11 protein-coding genes and 5 pseudogenes are annotated in these 22,863 nt (G+C 47.0%); 11 read left to right on the forward strand and 5 right to left on the reverse strand.

Annotation, left to right across the window (positions count from 1 at the left end; all coding sequences use genetic code 11):
* The first annotated feature begins 292 nt into the window (after positions 1-292).
* From ntdP to JCM11969_RS07580, 7 genes and pseudogenes are all read left to right on the forward strand, one after another.
* Complete coding sequence (ntdP, locus tag JCM11969_RS07550) at positions 293-841, forward strand: nucleoside tri-diphosphate phosphatase (protein WP_054710041.1); 549 nt, start codon at positions 293-295, stop codon at positions 839-841.
* Positions 842-1,028: 187 nt separating this feature from the next.
* Positions 1,029-2,174 carry an AI-2E family transporter gene (locus JCM11969_RS07555; RefSeq protein WP_054710044.1) on the forward strand — a complete coding sequence of 382 codons (1,146 nt, stop codon included), beginning with the start codon at positions 1,029-1,031 and terminating at the stop codon, positions 2,172-2,174.
* A 145-nt stretch (positions 2,175-2,319) separates the two neighbouring features.
* Positions 2,320-2,736 (forward strand): glycerol-3-phosphate cytidylyltransferase, encoded by a 417-nt coding sequence (tagD, locus tag JCM11969_RS07560; protein WP_054710047.1) that lies wholly within the window; start codon positions 2,320-2,322, stop codon positions 2,734-2,736.
* Positions 2,737-2,798: 62 nt separating this feature from the next.
* Entirely contained in the window at positions 2,799-3,632 is an 834-nt protein-coding gene (locus tag JCM11969_RS07565) for a hypothetical protein (RefSeq protein ID WP_054710050.1), read from the forward strand.
* 12 nt (positions 3,633-3,644) lie between these two features.
* A pseudogene (locus JCM11969_RS07570) lies at positions 3,645-5,668 on the forward strand (CDP-glycerol glycerophosphotransferase family protein).
* A 262-nt stretch (positions 5,669-5,930) separates the two neighbouring features.
* A pseudogene (locus JCM11969_RS07575) lies at positions 5,931-7,501 on the forward strand (peptide chain release factor 3).
* Between the two features lie 232 nt (positions 7,502-7,733).
* Positions 7,734-9,717: pseudogene (locus tag JCM11969_RS07580) on the forward strand (ABC transporter ATP-binding protein/permease).
* 160 nt (positions 9,718-9,877) lie between these two features.
* Here the strand turns inward: JCM11969_RS07580 and JCM11969_RS18860 are convergent.
* The 3 genes and pseudogenes from JCM11969_RS18860 to JCM11969_RS07590 all read right to left on the reverse strand — a co-directional run bounded on the left by JCM11969_RS18860 (position 9,878) and on the right by JCM11969_RS07590 (position 12,802).
* Positions 9,878-10,228 carry an acyltransferase family protein gene (locus JCM11969_RS18860; RefSeq protein WP_225353180.1) on the reverse strand — a complete coding sequence of 117 codons (351 nt, stop codon included), beginning with the start codon at positions 10,226-10,228 and terminating at the stop codon, positions 9,878-9,880.
* Positions 10,225-10,977 carry an acyltransferase family protein gene (locus JCM11969_RS07585; RefSeq protein WP_225353181.1) on the reverse strand — a complete coding sequence of 251 codons (753 nt, stop codon included), beginning with the start codon at positions 10,975-10,977 and terminating at the stop codon, positions 10,225-10,227. Before JCM11969_RS07585 ends, JCM11969_RS18860 begins: the two co-directional genes overlap by 4 nt.
* Positions 10,978-11,452: 475 nt before the next feature.
* Positions 11,453-12,802 (reverse strand): annotated as a pseudogene (locus tag JCM11969_RS07590) (FAD-dependent oxidoreductase).
* 172 nt (positions 12,803-12,974) lie between these two features.
* Here JCM11969_RS07590 and JCM11969_RS07595 point away from each other — a divergent pair.
* Together JCM11969_RS07595 and JCM11969_RS07600 are read left to right on the forward strand one after the other, a co-directional pair.
* Entirely contained in the window at positions 12,975-14,393 is a 1,419-nt protein-coding gene (locus JCM11969_RS07595; RefSeq protein WP_054710109.1) for a C69 family dipeptidase, read from the forward strand.
* A 595-nt stretch (positions 14,394-14,988) separates the two neighbouring features.
* Positions 14,989-17,647 (forward strand): annotated as a pseudogene (locus JCM11969_RS07600) (cation-translocating P-type ATPase).
* Between the two features lie 281 nt (positions 17,648-17,928).
* On the opposite strand, the gene JCM11969_RS07605 reads toward JCM11969_RS07600, so the two are convergent.
* Both JCM11969_RS07605 and JCM11969_RS07610 read right to left on the reverse strand, forming a co-directional pair.
* Entirely contained in the window at positions 17,929-19,041 is a 1,113-nt protein-coding gene (locus tag JCM11969_RS07605) for a MucBP domain-containing protein (protein ID WP_054710053.1), read from the reverse strand.
* Between the two features lie 460 nt (positions 19,042-19,501).
* Positions 19,502-21,763 carry an ATP-dependent Clp protease ATP-binding subunit gene (locus JCM11969_RS07610; protein WP_054710056.1) on the reverse strand — a complete coding sequence of 754 codons (2,262 nt, stop codon included), beginning with the start codon at positions 21,761-21,763 and terminating at the stop codon, positions 19,502-19,504.
* A gap of 461 nt (positions 21,764-22,224) precedes the next feature.
* Here JCM11969_RS07610 and ykzS point away from each other — a divergent pair, with 461 nt between their 5' ends.
* Both ykzS and JCM11969_RS07620 read left to right on the forward strand, forming a co-directional pair.
* Positions 22,225-22,416, forward strand: coding sequence for a protein YkzS (ykzS, locus tag JCM11969_RS07615; RefSeq protein ID WP_156319298.1), 192 nt, complete (start codon positions 22,225-22,227; stop codon positions 22,414-22,416).
* 180 nt (positions 22,417-22,596) lie between these two features.
* Complete coding sequence (locus tag JCM11969_RS07620; RefSeq protein WP_054710058.1) at positions 22,597-22,860, forward strand: phosphocarrier protein HPr; 264 nt, start codon at positions 22,597-22,599, stop codon at positions 22,858-22,860.
* The last annotated feature ends 3 nt before the right edge of the window (positions 22,861-22,863 follow it).

Consider the following 22,863-nt stretch of genomic DNA (forward strand, 5'->3'; position numbering starts at 1 on the left):
AAACGCTTTCTTCCGCTCTCTGAACTTTGATTTTATTTTTTGCTATAGGTGCAATTTACTTGGTCTTTCTATTAGCCTTGAGACTAAACGAGCTCCCGGAAAGCAAGGAGTTGCACCTAAGGGACTATGCCCAGTAAAGCCAGGCCCGGGCTTTACTGGACATAGTCCCTTAGGCTCCACTCCTTAAACGCTTTCTTCCGCTCTCTATGCAAAGGTCCCAATCTTTGTTATAATGACAAGTGAATTTTTATTAATCATACCCGATACTTTAGGAGAAAGTAGGGTTTTAACTATGGCGCGCGAAGCTAGAGGACCTAAGGAAGGCGACTTCGTTACGATCAAAAGCTATAAGCACGACGGAAGTTTGCATCGAACTTGGCGCGATACAATGGTACTTAAAACAAGTGAAAATGCCCTCATCGGTTGCAATGACCACACGTTAGTCATTGAAGACGATGGGCGGCGGTGGGTGACTCGTGAGCCGGCAATCGTTTATTTTCATAAACACTATTGGTTTAATGTGGTAGCGATGATCCGAGATAATGGTATTTCCTATTACTGTAACCTCGCTTCACCATACGTTCTGGATAAGGAAGCATTAAAGTATATTGATTATGACTTAGACGTTAAGGTCTTTCCTGACGGCGAAAAACGGTTGCTTGACGTTGACGAGTACGAAGTGTTCAGCCGTCGCTGGCATTACTCCAAAGAGATCGATCAGATTTTAAAGGCGAACGTGCTCATTTTGGTTGATTGGATCAACAACCGAAAAGGACCATTCTCCAAAGAATACGTCGATCTCTGGTATTCACGCTATCTCGAACTTTCCCGGCGGAGCTAATGGGTTGCTTTCGAGGTCAATTTAAAATGAACCCGGCAGGATCATCGCTGTGGTTCATTTTTTTGAATCAAAGCCCCGCTAGACAACACAACGACAAATTGTGCTGGAATCTATTAGAGACGCTGGTACGTGGGGCGTAATCACGTTATAATAAACATATTTTCAACACGAAACGAGGGAGGGGCCTATGTTTGATCAGTATCGCAGGTCCAAATTATTATTTTGGTCGTTAGAGATCCTTATTGCGGCAACGTTGATTTGGGTCTGCACGAAAATTGATTTTCTTTTTTCACCCATCGCAACATTCTTCAATACGATCTTCATGCCGATCCTATTAGCTGGGGTGCTGTTTTACCTGCTAAATCCGGTAGTTAAGCTGATTCAAAAGGTGAAGATCGGCAAGTGGCATATTAGCCGAACATGGGCAGTTGCCCTCATTTTTATTTTGTTTGCGGCGATTCTAGCTGGTGGCATTGTTTGGTTGATTCCACGACTGATTCAACAAGTTAGCACACTGGTCAATAACGTGCCGAACATCGTCAAAATTATTCAGACGGGGTTAGCTGACATTAACGATAAGCTGAGCAGCTATACTTGGCTGAAAAATGTTGACTTCAGTAAATATGGTGACCAGATTGAAAAGAACCTGGCCAGCTATGCGCAAAAATTTATGACTGGGCTGACCTCCAGCGTTGGGACGGTCGTCGGGATGGCAACGAGTGTGACAGTTGTAGCGGTCACCGTTCCAGTGATGCTGTTTTACATGTTGAAGGATGGGCATAAACTTGTTCCAAGTATTAAAAAGTTTTTGCCGGATCGTCACGCGGATCAAATCATCGACTTGCTGAACAAAATGAGTCATACGCTGTCACGCTATATCGGCGGGCAAATGATCGAGATCTTATTCGTTGGGACGTTTACCTCGATCGGGTTTAGCCTCGTTGGTGAAAAGTATGCGCTGTTGCTCGGTATTTTTGCCGGCATGTGCAATATTATTCCTTACGTGGGGCCTTACATTGGGGTCTTACCAGCAGTGATCGTTGCTATCGAAAGCGGCTTGACGCAGGTCATTCTCGTTCTCGTTGTCACGGTCATCGTGCAACAGGTGGATGGAAACTTCATCTATCCAAATGTCATTGGTCGGACGCTGAACATTCATCCGTTGACCATTATTATCATTTTGCTGGTGGCGGGTAACATCGCCGGGCTGTTCGGTATGATCCTTGGTGTGCCGCTGTATGCGGTGGTCAAAACGGTGGTTGAGTTCATCTACAACATTTTCCACCTGCAACGCGAGCAAAAGGAAAAGACGCCGGCTGATTCGGCCAAATAGCCGCCGTTTCTTAAAGGATTCCTAAGGACAGCAAACTTTCCCTGGTCAGATATTGGGTTGCATCGCAATTTATGATATTATAGTCGAGTTAGGACTCAGGGAAACAACACATTAATAGCGACTACACAGATAAGCGGGAGATTTTATGAAAAAAGTTATTACTTACGGCACTTTTGATTTATTACACAAGGGCCACGTTAGATTATTGAAGCGGGCGGCTGCGTTAGGTGACCACTTAACGGTCTGCCTTTCCTCTGATGAATTCAACGCCATTAAGGGCAAGCGCGCATACACCTCATACGAAGACCGAAAGTATATTCTGGAAGCCATTCGTTACGTGGATGAAGTGATTCCAGAAAAGAACTGGGATCAAAAAATCAAGGATGTTCAGGACAACGATATTGATTTGTTTGTGATGGGCGATGACTGGAAGGGTAAGTTCGACTTTTTGAAGGACTACTGTGAAGTGATCTACCTGCCTCGGACAGAGGGTATCTCCACCACGAAGATCAAGCAGGACCTTGGCTTGACCACTGGTGCGGACTGGAAAGAAAATAAGTAGAATGTGACGACAATATCCCCGGTTGCGACTAGGGATATTTTATTGTAAAAGCGAGGGTAATCATGAAGCAGGCAATCTTTTTAGTAACGTCATTAGCGGGTATTAAAAAATTGACGTTTAAACAAAAAATCACGATGCTGCGCAACGACGATATCCAAATCACTGTGGTGTTGGGTATGGTGCAGTTTGACGAGTATGAGGCCGCAAAACAGCTCATCCAAACGATGGTGGGTGCTGGCCGGGTGATTGTGATGTCACTGGCAGAATTAGTGCGCGATAAGCCGGGCATTGCGGTCGCTGAAAAGGATCAGTTTACGGCAGACTACCGCGACCTTGACGTGAAACGATTCAGTGCAGGAGACAACACTGATGATGTGATTCTCCGCTACGTGGCAGAGGGCGATATTGTGGCCGAGGAAGTGGTCGACGCTGATGGCCGGCTGATCACCGCGACTAAGATCAGTCAAAATCAACCGGTGGCAGCGGCCGTTTATGAAGACGACAAGCAGATCGGGCTGCTGCACTATACGGACGGTAAGCACGACGAAAGTCTGTTGCTGAACGGTGCCGGTGAGCTGGTCTATCGTTTCATTCGCCACGACCACCACGTGACCTATGATTATGAAATGCAGCGGACCTCGAAAATGGCCTTTACCAATCTGATCTCTGAAACCGACGAAAAAACGGATCAGGTCAGTTACCGGCTCAGCGAAGAGCGGCCATACTATGAGGTTGTTGATCACGTGGACTTTCACCGGTTCAACTCGATCTTTGAATTCTATGCGGAATTTATCAGTACGGAATTTGCGGACGTGCCAGCCAGTCTGTTCATCGATCTCAACGACAACCCGCATTTCGCTGCCTATCTGCAACAACTATTGATCTTTAATTACTAAGGAGTCGTTCTCGTGCGTGCAATATTATCAGGATTACATCAAAAAAAACAACAGCAGGAACTGGAATTCGAACTGATCGATGTGCCAGGATCCTTCGATAATTTACGGGTAACCTTCTTGGAAACGACCAGTCTGGCGTCCGTCACGTTGCCAGTGACACGCATCATCGACAACAATCTGGTTCGCGTACAGATCGATCCCGCAAAATTGCAGTTCAATGCCTTCGACCAGTCAGAATTCACCTGGCAGCTTTTCTTGGCCTTCGATGCCAACGAAGAACAGGTGATCCTGCAGGTCGAAAGTGAATACTTAAGCGACCGTCACCAGTTATCGCTGACGAGTCAGTTCCAATTTAATGCCGACTCTGAGGCATGGCCACATTAAACATCCACATTCGTCAAGCCGAGGATGAATTCACGGTCAACGCAGTGAACTTGGTGGATAATACCCTGCAGATCACCGGTTATAACAAAATTAACAACCAGAAGATCACGGATCAAAAGATCATCTTGAAGTCGCGTAATTCGGATGCTAAGTTGGCTTACCCAACCAAAAAGGGCACCCTGCGTGGGCTGTTTCGCGTTGCGATTCCGCTGACTGATCTGCCGCAGGATTCCATTGAGGACCTGTCGATTTCATATAAGATGGGATCCCAGCCCATTACTCAGCGGTTGATCTTAGCGCGGTCATTGGAAGGCCAAACTGTTCAAGCTGTGTTACCTGGCAACCGGCTGGTCCTTATCGAAAAGCGGTTTAATAACGGGATCGTCATCAAGGAGTTCCCAGCACCAAGCCTTGGCGAAAAAATTGCGGCCGTCCCTGGCAAGACCCACGCTGTTGTGGACCTTGGTCGGACGGTGCAGGATAAGGTGAATTTGCGGCGGATGCGGTTCCTGTTTAAGTCAGGCCACCGGCCATACGACCAGACGACCATCGTGTTTGAATCATTTGGCGGCCGTCAAGTCAGTGACAGTCCGTACGCCATTTACCGCTTGTTCAAGGAACTCTATCCCGGCTTTAACTTTGTTTGGTCGATCGATCGGTCATTGAAGAAGTTCTGCAAGGAAAACAACATTCCGTTCGTTGTCCGCCGAACTTCGAAGTGGGTCCGAACGTTGGAAAAGGCCACTTACTGGATCAGTAACGCACGGTTCCCATCCTGGGTCAAGAAACCTAATTATGTGACGTACATTCAGACCTGGCACGGGACACCGTTGAAAAAACTGGGGCTGGACATCGAAAACGTTTCGATGCCGGGGACGACCACGGCCAAGTACCACGCTAACTTTGTGAAGGAAGCCAACCGCTGGGATGCACTGGTTTCACCAAACGACTACTCAACACGCATCTTCCGGTCAGCCTTTGGGTTCAATAACCAGATTCTTAAGGTTGGGTATCCTCGTAACGATGAATTACTGAACTCTTCTGCTGATGATATTCAACGTCTGAAGGAAGAGATGGGCATCCCGCTGGATAAGAAGGTCGTGCTTTACGCCCCAACTTACCGGGACAACCAGTTTGCTGAAAAGGGAAAGTACACCTTTGAACTGCCGTTTAGTCTGGACGACTTTAAGAAACAGTTTGGCGAGGATACGGTCCTGATCTTGCGGATGCACTATTTGATTGCGAACGCGCTGGATATTAGTGATTACACCGACTTTGTGTACGATTTTTCGAGTCACCCAAACATTTCAGACCTGTACTTGGTTTCCGATATGCTGATCACCGACTACTCCTCGGTTTTCTTCGACTATGCCTACCTCAAACGGCCGATCTTGTTCTACCCGTACGACTACCATCTGTACAAGGATGAACTGCGCGGATTCTACCTCGATTACGAAAAGGACCTGCCTGGGGACATTGCCAATAATGAATCAGAACTATTAGCTGGCATTAAAAAAGATTTGCAGCAACCCGATATGAGTCATGACGCAAGGTTTATGAAGTTCTATAAGCGCTTCTGTGCCATTGATGACGGGTTAAGTTCATTGAAGATCGTTAACTATGTTGTGCATCAGATTGAAAAGAACGGTTAATATCCTTGTTCCCTAGTGGTAGCGATTATCGTTTCGTTCCAATAGTCTGCATAGGTTACGGTTTCCACTACTGCGGAGTGCCAAATTGCAGAATGCAGCGGATTTCAACGCAATCAAAAAAAGGCTGGGAATAACTTCCCAGTCTTTCTTGCTGTTTACCCAAAGGCAATTGGCTAATGGGCGTCATTAAGTTATACTACTAGATGGACGAATTTAAAAAAATGAACGCACAACCAACTGAAAACTTGAAAGGAACAACACTATGACAACATTATCCAACGACGTTGCGACCCGGCGGACCTTCGCCATTATTTCTCACCCTGATGCCGGGAAAACAACGATTACGGAACAACTGTTGCTGTTTGGCGGAATCGTGCGTCAGGCGGGGACAGTTAAAGCCCGTAAAAGTGGCAACTTTGCCAAGTCAGACTGGATGGAGATCGAACAAAAACGTGGGATCTCCGTTACCAGTTCAGTGATGCAGTTTGATTACGAAGGCAAACGCATCAATATCTTGGATACACCAGGACACGAAGATTTCTCTGAAGATACGTACCGGACATTGATGGCAGTGGACTCTGCTGTCATGGTCATTGACTCCGCAAAGGGGATCGAACCGCAAACTAAGAAACTGTTCCAAATTTGTAAGATGCGGGGAATCCCGATCTTTACCTTCATGAATAAGCTGGACCGTGATGGCCGCGACCCACTTGATCTGATTGCCGAATTGGAAGACGTTCTGGGAATCGAAGGGTATCCAATGAACTGGCCAATTGGTATGGGGAAAGAATTAAAGGGCCTGTACGACCGTTACCACAACCGAGTGGCTATGTTCCGTCCAGATTCCGAGGAGACCGCTACGTGCCATTAGACGACAATGGCGACATTCCTGCTGACAACCCGCTCCATGATGACTCGTGGTACGAAGATGCCCGGGACAACATGGAACTGATCGAAGACGCTGGTAATTCGTTTGACATGGACAAGATTGCAAAGGGGGACCAAACCCCCGTGTTCTTTGGGTCAGCGCTGGCTAATTTTGGGGTCAAGACATTCCTTGAGACTTACCTGCAATTTGCACCGCAGCCTGAAGAACATAAAACAACGGATGGTGAAGAAATCGATCCAACGGATGATAACTTCTCTGGGTTTGTTTTTAAGATTCAGGCCAACATGGATCCGAAGCACCGGGATCGGATCGCCTTTGTCCGAATTTGTTCTGGCCGGTTCAATCACGGCATGGACGTTACGTTAGGTCGGACTGGGAAAACGATGCGACTCTCAAATGTGACCCAGTTTATGGCTGATACGCGTGAAAACGTCGATACTGCTGTGGCCGGGGATATCATCGGGTTGTACGATACTGGGAATTACCAAATTGGCGATACGATCTATACCGGTAAGAAGAAACTGCAGTTTGAAAAATTACCGCAGTTTACGCCAGAATTATTTGTGCGGGTCACAGCTAAAAACGTCATGAAGCAAAAGTCCTTCCACAAAGGGATTAACCAGCTGGTACAGGAAGGTGCCATTCAGCTCTATACCTCGTATACCACTGGGGATTACATCCTTGGGGCGGTTGGTCAACTGCAGTTTGAAGTCTTCCAGTTCCGGATGAAAAACGAGTATAACTCGGACGTCATTATGGAACCGATGGGCCACAAGACTGCTCGGTGGATCGATCCGGAACAGTTGGATGAACGGATGTCTTCCAGCCGAAACCTGCTGGTCAAGGATCTGGCCGGTGAGCCGTTGTTCCTGTTTGAAAACGACTTTGCGGAACGCTGGTTTAAGGATAAGTATCCAGATGTGACGCTGACGGCAAAATTATAGACAACAGATAACCACTTGGGCCATCAATTGGACGGCTAGGTGGTTTTTTTTGACAACTTAGTTAGTTTATATTGACAATGACTAACTAAATAAGTACACTGGTTTTTGTTAGTTAGCGGGATCTTGACACTAACTTAGACTGAACGTGACAGCTGGAAGACGGCTTGACAGCCCTAAGACACTCCGGTATATTGGGCCACGGTACAAATAATCGAAATGAGGCAAGTGGGTAATGGCATTCTTGGAATTACACGACATTCATAAGTCGTACTATCTTGGAAAAGAAGAATTCCCGGTGTTAAAGGGGATCGACCTAGACTTTGAACTAGGTGAGTTTGTATCAATTTTAGGGGAATCTGGTGGTGGGAAGTCTACCTTGATGAACATTATCGGTGGCTTGGACCGGAACTTTGACGGCTCGGTCACGATTCAGGGCCAGACACTCGACCACACAAAAGAAAAACAAATGGATAATTACCGGCGCGGCACGATTGGGTACATTTACCAGTCGTACAACCTAATCAGCATTTAAGCGTGCTGGACAACGTTTTAGTCTCTTTGGACATGACTGACTTAAACAGCAGCCAACGTAAACAACGGGCCGTTGAATTGCTGAATAAGGTGGGTCTGAGTGATCAGATCAAAAAACATCCTAACCAGCTTTCCGGTGGGCAAAAACAACGAGTTGCGATTGCCCGGGCGTTGGCTTCCGACCCAAAAATAATTATTGCTGATGAACCAACGGGGGCGCTGGATTCAAAGAACACCGCTGAAGTTTTGAGCCTGTTGACTGAGATTGCTCAGGAGGGCAAGCTGGTCATTGCGGTGACCCACTCTCAGGATGTGGCCAACCATGGGACGCGAATCGTTCACCTTGCTGACGGTCAGATCGATGGTGATGACCGCTTGAAGGATGCGTACCCACTTGGTGAAGACAAGCATTTGATGCATCCTAAGGTCTTGTCGAGTACGGCCAGCTATCGCAACGCGTTCAAGCACTTTAGTTTTAACTTCTGGCGAAACTCATTGATTATGCTTGGGACAGCAATCGGGTTATTTGCCGTTCTGCTGTTTAGCGGGTTAGGTAACGGGATCAATGCGTTTATCCAAAATCAGATCAATTCGATGGTCAACCCCAACTCGGTCACGGTGATGAAAAACCCGACTGGCAAAAAATTGAGTACCAGCCAGTTCGAATCAGAAATGGGGAACTTCCAGAGCGACCCCACGAAGATGATGATCGATTCGTCACTTATGACCAAGCTGGATAACTTAAAGCACGTTGACAAGGTTGAACCGGGTTATCAAATGAGCAACTATTCGTTAAACTACGGTAAACAATCAAAGACGGGTTCTGGTTTCCAAACTTGGACCAAGGCCTATACCAGCAACACGATCAAGTCAGGTCACGCGCCAAAGAACAACCAGATTGTTCTAGATAAGACTCAGGCCGTTGCCTTTATGGGGCAAAAGAATTACAAGAAGATCCTGGGTAAAACGGTGACGCTAAACTTAACTTGGGTCAACGACCAAAAGCAGCCGGTTCAGGTGAAGGCAAAGCTTAAAGTTGTCGGGATTGCAAATGGCGGCCAGGCTGGGGCTATTACGGGTACCAACTACAGCACCATGCACAAGTTGCTGAAGGACGCCAAGCTTTCACAAAGCCAAACTTTGTCTCCGTTAACGCCAGCAGCATGAACGACGTTAAGACGGTTGCTAATGAGGTTAAGGACATTAAGGGCAGCAACGGCAAGTATGCGTTTGGCGCGATTACCGTTGGTGACATCCTTGATACGGTGAACCAGTATGTTAAGATCGCCTCGATTGTCTTATCATCGATTGCCGGTATTTCACTGATCGTTTCAGCACTGATGATCATCGTGACGATGTACATGTCAGTTTCTGAACGGACTAAGGAAATCGGGATTTTCCGAGCACTTGGTGAACGACGGAAGGATATTCGACGGCTATTTACAGCTGAATCCCTGATCATTGGGGTATTCTCAGCCGTTCTGGCGCTGGTTTTAGCTTACCTGGGCAGTATTGGGCTCAATCACGTGCTGTATGGCATCGTGAAGTTTAATATGGTCCAGCTGACATTGGGCAATGTGATCACGACGTTTGTGATTGCCATCGTGATCTCGTTTATTGCGGCCCTCATGCCAGCAAGACGGGCATCACGATTGAATCCGATCGATGCGTTGTCAGCTGATTAAGTTTAACTAAAAAAGGCGCGGACGTGATTTGTTCGGGCCTTTTTTAGTGGTATCGGGTGGGTTAGCCGACTGCGTTATATCAGGTTGACTGTTACCGCCACTTCTAGAAATAAAAACAGCATCCCCAAATTGGAGGTGCTGTTTTTTAATTTATTATTTTTTAGTTTGCGCCCGTTTCTGAAACAGGTGCAGGTTTTCGTTTAAAATGAATCTGTGGTCGCCCAATCAAGACGCCAAATGGTGGGACCTTGTAGCAGAACCATGAAATTAAGAAGGCACCGCCGGCCACAAAAGCATACCCGATCGGCAGGCAGAGGACCAGCAACCAAGCTGGCATGTGGATGTGATTCATGATCAGCGTTAAGAAGGTCAAGGGAATCATTTGAACAAGGTAGATCCCGAAGGAAACCTTCGCACCATTATGAATCCAACGGTCGACCCAGGGCCACAGACCGTGTTGACGCGCATAGGCGTAGCGCCGTCCAACCCAGAAGACGAAGATGATCATCACCGTGTCATACACCAACATGTAGGTTGGTGAACCGACATTGTTGCCGCCATTGAGAGTTTTAGGATGTGGATATTGCACCAGTATAGCGCAACGGTTCCAAGTGCCAGAACGGCGGTGAAGAACCCAATGGCTTTTGCATGATCGCCAATGAACTTATCCACTTCTTTATAGTGAATGGAAACAAATGCCCCAAACAGGAAGTAGAATTGGTAAACCAGAACGTTTTCGCCATAGTTTTTAAACAGGAACCACCAGTGACTGGTATCAACGTGTGGCAGCCAGTACTTGATGCCGATCATCAAAAAAATCTGAATAATGAAACTGACGACCATGATGCCAGCGTGGGAATTTGGCATTTTTTTGAACAGCATCACAAGCAGTGGGAACAGGACGTACAACTGAAGGGTGACCAAAATGTAGTACATGTAGAACTGATCCCCATGAATGATGGCGTCCCAGGCAAGGTAGGGAATGCCGGAACTGGAAAAACGTTTCTTCCAGAATGTGACCCAGTGAGGCTCACGGTTATAGTAGTTCAGCGTGAGCACTAGTCCAGACATGAACATGAATCCCATTCGGGTAAAATGCAGGATGAGGTGGGTTGCCTCAAGAAAAGTTTGACTGTTTGACGTGTTGACAATGTGCGCCATGTAGACAGTCGTTGTGTGGTTCAGTAACACCCCAAAAATAAAGATGACCCGCATCAGGTCAACTTCGTAAAGATAGGGCCGCTTGGTTTTGGTAGCCAAGCCATCACCTCCTAAATTAATGTCCCTAAACACAGGGTTATTTCTTTTTCCTATCAAGGTATGAGTGCAATAGTCTATGATGTGACTGGTAGCTTAAGGGAAGCTTAAAAGAGTGTGAAGCAAGGCGGTTAGCTTCTGCAGGAGCCCTCTGCCTTGCTGAACACGCTTCGGCAATGTAACAGCGATGCACATCGCCAAAAAACAACTCTAGCAGAGATACCTGGCATTTTTACCACAGCCAGCGCACAAAGACATTCACTAAAAAGCTGGCATAGCGCCCTAAATAAAAAGCACTTCCTAGAAACTAACAATCAGTCTAGAAAATGTTACCACAAAATCGCCTCACAATGATACACAATAGCAAAATTGAATCAACACCGACAATGTGAAAGGATTTGACTATCACCATAGCAGCATAAAAAACGCCACCCAGAGCGGGTGACGTTTTTAATCGATCATTAAAGTTTAAAGGCGATTATTTAACAGTTTCTTTGGCGACCTTTGCCTGGGCAGCTTGAGCCAGAATATTCAAGTAGTTGAATGGCCGGTCAAAGTTTGGTTGGAACAGCATGTCGACCATCGCAAGGTCATCAATGGTGTTCTTGTTTTGGATGCAAACGGACAACAAGTTTGCTGATTGTGAGATGTCGTACTTACTCATTAAAGCACCGCCAAGAATTTCTTTGGTGTCTGGGTTAAAGACGAGAGACATCAAGACGGGCAGGGTAGTCGCATGAATTCAGGCCGGTAGTTGTCTTCAACAATGACCTGTTCAGCGTTGATTCCCTGAGCTTTAGCTGCATCGTAGGTAAGACCGGTTGAACAAATTGATGTCCCATAGAGGGCTAAACCAGATGAAGATTGGGTCCCCATGTAACGGGTGGTTGGTTTTACGAGGTTCTTACCCACTAAGATACCTTGACGAACGGCGTTGGTTGCCAATGGAATGTAGGCATTTTTGCCCGTTGGGTTATAGTGAACTGCTGCACTATCACCGGCAGCAAAATGTCTGGGTCAGAAGATTGCATGTAGTCGTTGGTGATGATGGCACCGTTATCTGCCATGTCAACTTTACCCTTGAGCAGGTCGGTATTTGGCTTGAACCCGATGCATAAAATGGCAAGGTCAGCTTCAATTGTTTCTTTGTCGGTCGTAATCGTGACACCAGTGGCGGTCGTGTCGAATGAGGCTACTTTTTGACTAAGTGCCAACTTAACACCGTGGTCAACGTAGTCCTGTTCGATCTTATCAGTGAAGGCTTGGTCATAATACTTAGGCATCACCCGGTCTTGAGCGTCAATGAGCGTGACATCGTGACCCTTCAATGAGTAGGCTTCAGCTAATTCAGCGCCAATATAGCCGGCACCGATAACTGCGATGCGCTTTGAAGAGGCTGCTTTTTCAAACAGGGCTTGAGCATGTGCCCAGTTTTTGCAGAGCAAGACTTTATCAGAATCAATTCCCAGAATAGGCGGGATAACGGGCCATGAACCAGTCGTCATAACAAGCTTGTCGTAGGCTTCTGTGGTAGTTTCGTGCGTGTCCAAATCTTCCACAGTGATCGTGTGTGCTTGATTATCGATGTTTGTGACATCGTGACGCATCTTAATGGTGGCACCAAGTTTTGATAACGCATCTGGACTTGAGTAGAACAGGCCCTGAGGATCCTTGACTTGGCCCCCGAGATAAAGTGCGATCCCGCAAGACAAGAATGAGATGACATCGTTTCGTTCATAGACGGTGACCTGAGCATCCGGGTTTTCCGCCAAAATTTGTTGGGTCGCAAAGGTCCCATCATGGTACAACCAATAACAACGACTTTCATATTCAACTGCCTCCTATGTGCATCTTGCACAAATAAAATTGTTCACAATCATATTTTACACAATTAAAATTAATTGTCAACGTTTTCACAAGTAAATTGTCATTGTTCTTTCAGTTGTTATTTTCATGAGAGGGGTATAATGTTAGGCAAACGAGCAAAGGGAGATTTTGAAATGAAAGAATCAGCTTGTACGTCAGTGTTAGTCGGAAAGGCAGCTTCAATCGACGGATCCGTCATGATTGCCAGAAACGATGACACGTTTTTACCATTAACACCACAGCGTTTTGAAATGATGCCGGCAGTTAAGGGCCGGCATGAGACGCTTGTGTCAAACCAAAACGGGTTTACTGCGCCACTTCCAGAAGCCGGGATGCGTTACCAGCAGACGCCTAATGCGGATGTTGATAAGGAGGGAATTTACGCCGAAAGCGGCTTTAATGAACGAAACGTGGCGATGAGTGCTACCGAAAGTGTTTACGGCAATCCGAAGACGCTCGCCTATGACCCTTGGATCGAAAACGGCCTTGCTGAGGATAGTTTACAGACCATGGTCTTACCCTTTATCACCAGTGCCCGTAACGGGGTCGAATACCTCGGTAATTTGATCAAACAATACGGATCACCTGAAGGTAATGGTGTTTTGTTTGCAGATAACAATGAAGCTTGGTACATGGAAATCGTAACTGGCCACCAGTGGGTTGCCCAACGGATTCCGGATGATGCGTACGTCATCACCGCCAACCAGGTTGCCATTCAAACTGTTGACTTTGATGATCCTGATAACTTTATGTGGGCTGAAGGGATTCAAAAATTTGTGAGTGACCATGGCTTGAACCCAGATCTTTCCGGCTGGAATTTCCGTCATATTTTTGGGACGAGCAATGAAAAAGACCGTCACTATAACACGCCGCGGGTATGGTTTGGTCAACGGTACCTCAATCTAGAACACAAGCAGGAACCAACATCATCAGAGTTGCCGTTTATCTGTCATGCGTCACGTAAAATTAGCGTGGAAGATGTGGAATATATTTTGAGTTCCCACTATAACGAAACCGACTACGATCCATTGGGTCGCGGACCAGAAGATTTGAAAACAAAATTCCGGCCAATTTCAATGAACCGGACGCAGAATTCACACGTGCTCCAATTACGGAACAATGTGCCCGCGGAACAATCGGCCATCATGTGGTTGTGCTTCGGGGTGCCAGCTTTTAGTCCTTACGTGCCATTCTTTGCGAACGCAACGGATACGGATCCATCATACTCAACTACACCGCTTCATGCCGATGCGGACAGTGCCTACTGGATGTACCGTAAGTTATCAGTGTTAGTTGAATCGCACTATGCAGAATTCATCCAATCGGATACGGACTTCTTAACTGCGGTTAAGCAGGCATTTCAGACGCATATCGCAGAAACGGACGCAGCGGCAGCAAACTTGTCGGGAGATGCGTTAACTGATTACCTGACAAAACAAAACTACGCAGTGGTCGCTGAGATGAAGGCAAAGACCACTCAGTTTATGAATGAGTTGTTTGAAGAGGGGTTGGGGCTTTCGAAGTTGACGTTTAATATGGATGTCAATTTGTAGAGTGTGAAGCAAGGCGGTTAAGGGGCGGTGTGTAATGGACTCTGACCGAAAAGTCCGGACCTGACTTTTTGGTCAGAGTCCATTACACGTTAGTCCCGTGCCTTGCTGAACACGTTTCGGCAATGTGAAATTAGAACACGTCGCCAGGCCAACTTCTTACAGAAATTCGCAAAACCGGGTCTGACTTTTTGGTCATCATCCGTTACACGTTAGCCCCGTCTTGTTGAAGACGTTTCGTCAATGTGAAATAGAAAGTCAGAAACAAGAACCACTCGATATCAGCAAAACGGTATTTTTGCCAAAGTTAGCTTATGCAGGAGTACCTTGCTGAACACATTTCGACAACGTACAAAAAAATAAAACCAAAAAAGCCTGATGAAGCCAATCCCTTCATCAGGTTTTTTAGCATCTGCCTTGACATCCTAAAATCTTCACACAAAATTCATAGAAAAATATTATTTAAATCATAAGATATTAATTAAAATCTATTGTCTATCGCCAACAATTTCGATAAACTATAAGAGAAGACTAGGACAACTTTCAGCTCCTAAATCCAGCTGTTGATCCGATTCCCCGCAGCAAATTCAAGAAAGGACTGCTCGCGATGACAATTCATAATGCAGAACTGACGCACGCACAATTAGCTAAAAAACTCGAAACGGACCTGTCGCAGGGACTCACGACCGCTCAGGTGACCGAACGGCAACATGAAGGGCGCAACGTTTTACAGGAGGAGAAGCCACCGACCGTTTTTCAAAAGGTCTGGCGGCATCTGTCCGACGTTGCCTCCCTGGTACTGTTGTTTGCCGTTTTGCTGTCGACGTATTTAGCGCTGACAGCTGACGGTGGATGGACGAAAACTATCGTGATCGGCAGTATCTTGATCATTAACGTCGCCATCGGAATGTATCAGGAACACAGTGCTGAAAAATCGTTGGCGGCGTTAAAAAAATTGAATGTACACGAGGTGACTGTGATCCGTGATGGGGACTCTCAGGTGGTGGACGCGGCTGATTTGGTTCCGGGTGACATTGTGTTGCTGACTGGCGGTAATCAGATTCCAGCGGATGGGCGATTGATTGCTGCGACTGATCTGAGAATCGACGAAGCCATCTTAACGGGCGAAAGCGAACCCGTTAAGAAAACGGCTGAGGCAGTGCCAGAAGCTGAGGAACTCGGTGACCGGATCAATGAAGTGTTTTCGGGAACCGGGGTCGCACAGGGGACTGGAACAATGGTCGTGACCGCAACGGGGATGGCCACTGAGCTTGGGGCTATTGCTGGGATGTTAAACCGTACGAAGGCGCGGATGACACCGTTGCAGAAACGGTTAAATCAGTTATCAGCGCGACTGACGGCGGTGGCGCTAGTGGGTGGTGTGATCATCTTTGCGCTTGGTATCTTCTACCAGGGCGAGCCGCTGACGGATGCGCTCATGATTGGCGTATCGTTGGCCGTTGCAGCCGTGCCAGAAACGCTGCCAATCATTGTCACCATTAGTTTGTCACACGGTGTGAACGTCATGGCGAAACAACATGCCATCATGAGGCGAGTTGATGCGGTAGAAACGATTGGTGGCGTGAACGTCATTGCTTCAGATAAAACCGGCACCTTGACGCAAAATAAAATGACCGTCACGCGGTTTTGGCCGGCTGGGGCAAATGCCTCAGTGAGTGTGGCAAAGATGCACGTGAATGATGAATCACTCAAACTCATGCGTTTAATGGGATTAGCAACCAATGCCACACGCCAGACCGTCAACGGCGAACTGGTCGAGGTGGGGGATTCAACTGAGTTAGCAATTGTTCGCTGGCTGGCAAAATTTGATCATAGTCGCTCCGAATTAGAACGAGACTATCCGCGGTTGGCGGAAGACCCGTTTAATTCGACCAAAAAGACAATGGCGACGTTGCATGACACCCCGGACGGCCGTTACCTTTTGATCGTCAAAGGCGCAGTTGACCATTTGCCATTACAACAGACGGCAGCAGAGCAACGCGAGATGATGCGGGTTCATGATACGTTTGCGCACGAAGCACTGCGGGTGTTAGCAGTCGGTTACCGCTACTTCGAGGAACGCCCAACGGCGCCGATTGAAAACTTGCAGACCGACCTGACATTTGCGGGGCTGATCGGCATGATCGATCCGCCGCGCGAGACGGCTATTGCGGCCGTTCAGCAAGCTGCCGATGCAGGTATCAGAACGGTCATGATCACTGGTGACCACTTAGAAACGGCGAAGGCAATTGCCACTCAAATCGGTATTTTGCACGTGACGGATGATGTCATCACTGGTGCTGACCTTCGGCAATTGACGGATACTGAACTGACGGCAAGAATTGACCGCATCAGCTTTATGCGCGGGTGTCGCCAGAGGACAAGATTCGCATCGTGACTGCTTGGCAAAACAAGGGGGCAACGGTGGCAATGACTGGCGATGGGGTCAACGATGCCCCGGCTTTAAAGGCAGCTGATGTCGGTATCGCGATGGGCATTACGGGAACCGAAGTCTCCAAGAATGCGAGTGACATGATTTTAACGGATGATAATTTTGAAACGATCGTCGCTGCCGTCTCGACGGGGCGGGCGGTTTATCAAAACATTCTTAAAGCCGTTGAATTCCTGATTGGTGTGAACTTCGCGCAGATTTTCCTGATGATCTTCGCGGTAACCGTTGGCTGGGGTGCGCCGCTGATTGCCGAACAATTGCTGATCATTAACGTGTTAGCGGATGGGATTCCAGCTTCTATCTGAGTCGAGAACCAGCTGAGCCGTCTAATATGAAACAATCGCCAATTGGCAGGTCAGTCAGTATATTTGCGGACGGACTTGGACAGCGTGTCGCCCTGAGAGCAACCACGTTTGTCCTGTTGACGCTCGGCATTTATGCGCTTGGCCGGTTTGGGTTATCAGCTAATGATCCGTTAATGGGCACGACAATGCTGTTCATGATTTTAGCCATCGGGTCAATGATTGATATTTACCCAATCAAGCGGCGGTCGCCACTGACATGGGCAAGTATTAAGGCAAATCGTGAGATCAATATTGGTGTCTGTTTAGCCGCTGTAATTGTGTTTGCAATTGCGTTGGTACCTGGTCTGCAACACGTGTTTGAACTCACTGCAATGCCGGTATTGAACTGGATGATCGTGCTTGTAGCGGTGTTTGTGCCTAGTGTGATCTTGGAAATCAATAAGCGCGTTCAGCGTAAGCGTCGGCCTGAGGAAATTCAGGTGGAAGATGTAGTGGATTGATGGGATGAAAAAAGCAACCTCGGAGTGTCGGGGTTGCTTTTTTCGTGATTGCTTTTTCTGTTATATGTTTGAGAGGCTTTTCAAGGTATTGGGAAAGCGTCTGGTTTGAGGTGTTTTTCTCACGATTAGTTCTTGCGGCTGGTTTTCTATGTTATATTGCCGAAACGTGTTCAGCAAGGCTGAGGGCTACTGCGTAAGCAACTCTGGTCAAAAAAGTCAGACCCGGACTTTTCTGACCAGAGTTACTTACGCTCCGCCCTCAAACCGCCTTGCTTCACACTCTACACCATTTGCACATTCATCAACCTCACATACTGGGCTTGAATCACTTCCTTATGATCCAACTCATACCATGGAATCTTAGCATCATCAACAAGTTTACCCGTCACCATGACCAAGGTGCCGTCTGGAATGTGACCCATGATTTGCCCGTTTGGTGCATTGAAAATGTTGACTGAATGGTCGGCTATAAAGTCGATCTGGCCAGATTTATTCATTGGGTCAAATTTTGGTTGCTCCAACGCTGTTTCACTTTCTAAGGCTGATGCTGCGGGCCGGTCGGTGACGACGATCTTATCGTTAATGATCCACTGCGGCCCGCCGAGGTTGTACCAAGTTTGGCCATCAGATAGAGTTACCTTGATAAAGGCCCGCCAAACGGAATGGTCCGGGAAGTCGTACGGTTGAATTTGGCCATTTGGGGCATCGTAAACGACCGTTGTTTGATTGAGTTCCAGATAGTAATTGATGCGTTGAACAGACTGCCACGTATTTCGTCGTAACATGACAATGATCATTTGCGGTTCAGTCGTAAAGTGGCCATTGAGCGGGCGACTGGCCTTGATCAAATGATAGTCCTCAATATCAGGCTGTTTAAGCGCAAATGGGGCGTTAATTTGGCCAGTAATGACGTGGGGTGTTTGGAGCAGTTGGCCAGTGTCATAGTCGACTGGGTATAGCACAACTGGGTGTCCCAATTTCTGCATAAACTGCAGGGTCATGATGTGGTAGGGACTCGTATAGCTGGTTAGAAACCCCTTGATATTAATTAAAATCTTATCTTCAAAGTTTTTAAATTGGAGGTGGATCGGATCGCCGATGTGACCGTTCAACCATTCCGGATCAGCTAATGAACGGCCATCTTCGCCGAGATATAATACAACGAGCACAGCATCCGTGGTAGTGCTTGGCACACTAGCCTGAGCGGGTTGCTGATGCTGGGGTTCTGAGACGGTTTGATCTGGTTCGGGCTTCGGTGTTACCGTAATCTTTTTTGATTCACCACGGGGTGCAATGTGGCTGGCCTGATGCTGGCTTCGAGGCGCGGCAGCATGCCGCGGCGTGGGCGCATTTTGCCCAGATAACCAGTGCCATAATCGATCTAAAATTGCCATGCAACCCCTCCTCCGTGCTTTACTAATAGTATACCGCATACGTTGAGGGAATTTGTAGGTAAAAGGGAAATTTAGGAAAGAGCGCGGAGCAAGGCGGTTAGAAGGCGGAGTGTAAGTAACTCTGGTCAGAAAAGTCCGGGTCTGACTTTTTTGACCAGAGTTGCTTACACAGGAGCCTTCTGCCTTGCGGAGCGCGTTTCAGCAAGGTTGCCAAGAAAGAACCAACCAACATAAATCAAAACCACCAACCCCAAAAAGAGGTGCATTGTAAAACCCGCACCCAATAACCAAAATACAATTTGCGCCAAAATTCTCAAAAAGGGTCAGTGAAAGCAAGCCACCTAACAAGAGCTTACCCAAACTGAGCTTAGTTTCTCAGTCACAACCAACACCCTCAAACTCAGCAAACCAAAAAAAGTCTCGCAACAACACACCGTTGTCGCGAGACTTTCAAACATCACTATTTTGTTTCAGGTTTCTCTTCGGTACTTGCAGTGGCGGTATCGCCAGCTTCAGCACCTAACGTAATCTTGTCATGGTTCAATGTTGCAATCAGGTTCTTGATATCACTGTGGTCGAGGTAGTAGTCCGCAATGCGGTCTTCGATCTGTTCTTGAATCACTCGACGTAATGGTCGAGCACCCATGGCCGGATCGTAACCTAAGTCAACTAACTTATTCTCAACGGGTTCAGTAACGTGAACGTGGAGGCCTTGAACAGCCAACATACTGTTAACGTCATCGATCATCAGGTCAACGATCTTCATTAAGTTTTCCTTAGTGAGGGCGTTGAATTCAACGATGTCGTCGAACCGGTTCAAGAATTCTGGCTTGAAGTAGTTGGTTAATTTGTCCAAAACAGAGTGGGTCTTACCACTTGCTTCGGCACCAAAACCAACACTGGCTTCAACATCACCAGTTCCTGCATTTGAGGTCATAATGATGATGGTATCCTTAAACGATACAGTGCGACCCTGTGAATCAGTCAAGCGCCCATCGTCCAAGATCTGAAGGAACATGTGCATCACGTCTGGGTGTGCTTTTTCGACTTCGTCCAGCAAAATGATACTGTATGGATTCCGACGAACCTGTTCCGTCAGTTGACCAGCTTCTTCATAGCCAACGTAGCCAGGAGGCGAACCAATCAATTTAGACACTGAATGCGGCTCCATGTACTCAGACATGTCAAACCGGATCATGGCGTCCTTTGACCCAAAGAGTTCACGCGCCAGTTGTTTTGCAAGTTCCGTTTTCCCAACACCGGTTGGGCCAACGAATAGGAATGACCCGATTGGCCGACCAGTGCCGTTTAAACCGATTCGGTTACGACGGATTGCCCGCGTCACTTTATCAACGGCCTCATCTTGGCCGATCACGTGCTTCTTCAGTGATGGGCCAAGGTCTTGCAACTGCGTCTGTTCCTTGTTTGCTAACTCGCCAACAGGGATACCAGTCTTTTCCTCAACGATCTTTTGCATGTCTTCTTCAGTGACTTCAGGTGTTTCGTCAGGGGAGGCAGAGGCACTATCCTTTGTCTTTTCTAACTTATTCACCTGATCACGGTAGTAGGCTGCTTTTTCGTAATCTTCCTGCTTCAACGCCGCTTGTTTTTGGCCTTCCGCAGTATCGATCTTTTCTTGGATCGTCTTAGGGTCGGCAACGTTGATCGTCAGGTTCTTCTTTGAGCCTGATTCATCGAGTAAGTCGATTGCCTTGTCTGGTAAGAACCGGTCTTGAATGTAACGATCGGACAACTTGACGGCGGCTTCAATGGCACCATCAGAGTACTTAACGTGGTGATAGTCTTCGTACTTCTTTTGAATCCCTTTGAGGATCTCAATGGCTTCTTCAAGTGATGGTTCGTTGACCGTTACGGGTTGGAGCCGTCTTGCCAGCGCCTGATCCTTTTCGATGTCACGGTATTCATTGAGGGTAGTGGCCCCAACAAGTTGGAACTCACCACGGGCAAGGGCTGGTTTCAAAACGTTACCAGCATCCATGCCGCCTTCAGCGTTACCGGCACCCACAATTTCGTGGATTTCATCAATAAACAGGATCACGTTTGGATCTTGTTGCACTTCTTGCATCAACTGTTGCATCCGTTGTTCAAACTGACCACGAATACCAGTCCCTTGAACAAGTGAAACAACGTCTAACCGAATAATCTTCTTATTTAATAGTTTTTGGGGAACGTCACCAGCGACGATCTTGAGTGCCAGTCCTTCGACCACGGCCGTTTTACCGACCCCGGCTTCACCAATCAGAACAGGGTTGTTCTTGGTGCGTCGGTTGAGGATCTCAGTGACCCGAGCAATTTCTTTATCACGCCCAATAACGGGGTCAATTTTGCCCTGACTTGCCAGTTCAGTAAGGTCTAACCCATATTGGCCTAATAGACCACCTTGTTGGTTATTACGACCTTGGCCGTTACCACCGGTTGGGCCTTGCGGCTGAGTAGGTGGCACTTGCTGTTGAAACCCTTGCTGACCGTTGTTTGGGGTACCACCGTCCTGCATTGCGCGGAAGATGTCGTCTAAGTTACCGAACCCAAATGGATCTTGTGCCATTTGCGTACCTCCGTTTCCGGAATTTGGATTTTTTGGCTGCTGATCTTTCAGGAGCTGATAACAGTTCTGACAGAGATCAACTTGCTGCCGTTGGCCATTAACGTTTAAGTACAAATGAATTGTGGCTTCGCGTTGATGGCAATTTTGACAGAGCATATATTGACTCCCTTCTATATAAAGTAGTCAAGCCAATTGGCCAAACAATGCGAGATTGTTTGACCAATACTGACCATTGATTTAATTATACCCTAACTTGACCTTGAAGCAAGCAGTTTGCTTCAAAAATTAGCACTCTTTGATTCCAGTGCTAATCACACTGTAAGTTGTATAACATTTAGGCTTTAGATGCAAGTCATGTGCTTTAACGCGACTGATAATAGATGGTGACGGTTTTTGTTAGCGACGATTGCCACCAGATTGAACCATTACGTCAGGTCCATACCGACCTTGTCGCGAAATGATGAAAGGTGTCCGCTCACTAAAATTATTTTGTCCAAAATTGTCATGCTGACCAAAATAGGGGGTTCAAAGATAATCGGGTTTCATCTATAATAGACAGGTTGTTTTAAACGGCGTAACATGGTGACATGGGTTTCAGAAAAGGGGGGATATCGCCAGTGGACAAGGACTACACGAAGATGATGGAACAGCTGAAAGACGGCGAATTAGACGAGTTTGTTGTGAAACCGGATGAGTTTATGAGCTTCTATCCCGCCTACATGAATTTCGAGTTTCGTAAGCGGGTCATTGGTAAGGCTGACAAACTTGGGATTCTCACTTATCACTATGATCATGACCAAACTTCATAAAAACAACAATGTAAGCGGTCACTATTTGCTTACATTCGCTTGTATTTTAGTGAATAAATTGATATTCTTAGGATAAAGGCAAGTTTTCCCATCAATTCGAAGAAGCGGGGTTCCTTGAACTTGGTGGCAACAGCGCCCTAAAAGAAAAAATATTGTGCTCGTAAAAGGAGATCGATAACTATGGAAAAACGCAACTTTCACATTACCGCAGAAACAGGGATTCATGCTCGTCCAGCAACTTTATTAGTTCAAGCTGCCAGCAAGTATAACGCTGACATTACCCTTGAATACGAGGGCAAGTCCGTTAACTTGAAGTCAATCATGGGTGTGATGTCTCTCGGTGTTGGTGCCAACACTGACGTCACCATCGCTGCTGACGGCGACGACGAAAAGGACGCCATGAAAGACGTTGCTAAGACCATGAAAGAGGAAGGCCTGGACTAATGC

Source organism: Secundilactobacillus paracollinoides DSM 15502 = JCM 11969, from assembly GCF_001311135.1.
Taxonomy (GTDB): Bacteria; Bacillota; Bacilli; order Lactobacillales; family Lactobacillaceae; genus Secundilactobacillus; species Secundilactobacillus paracollinoides.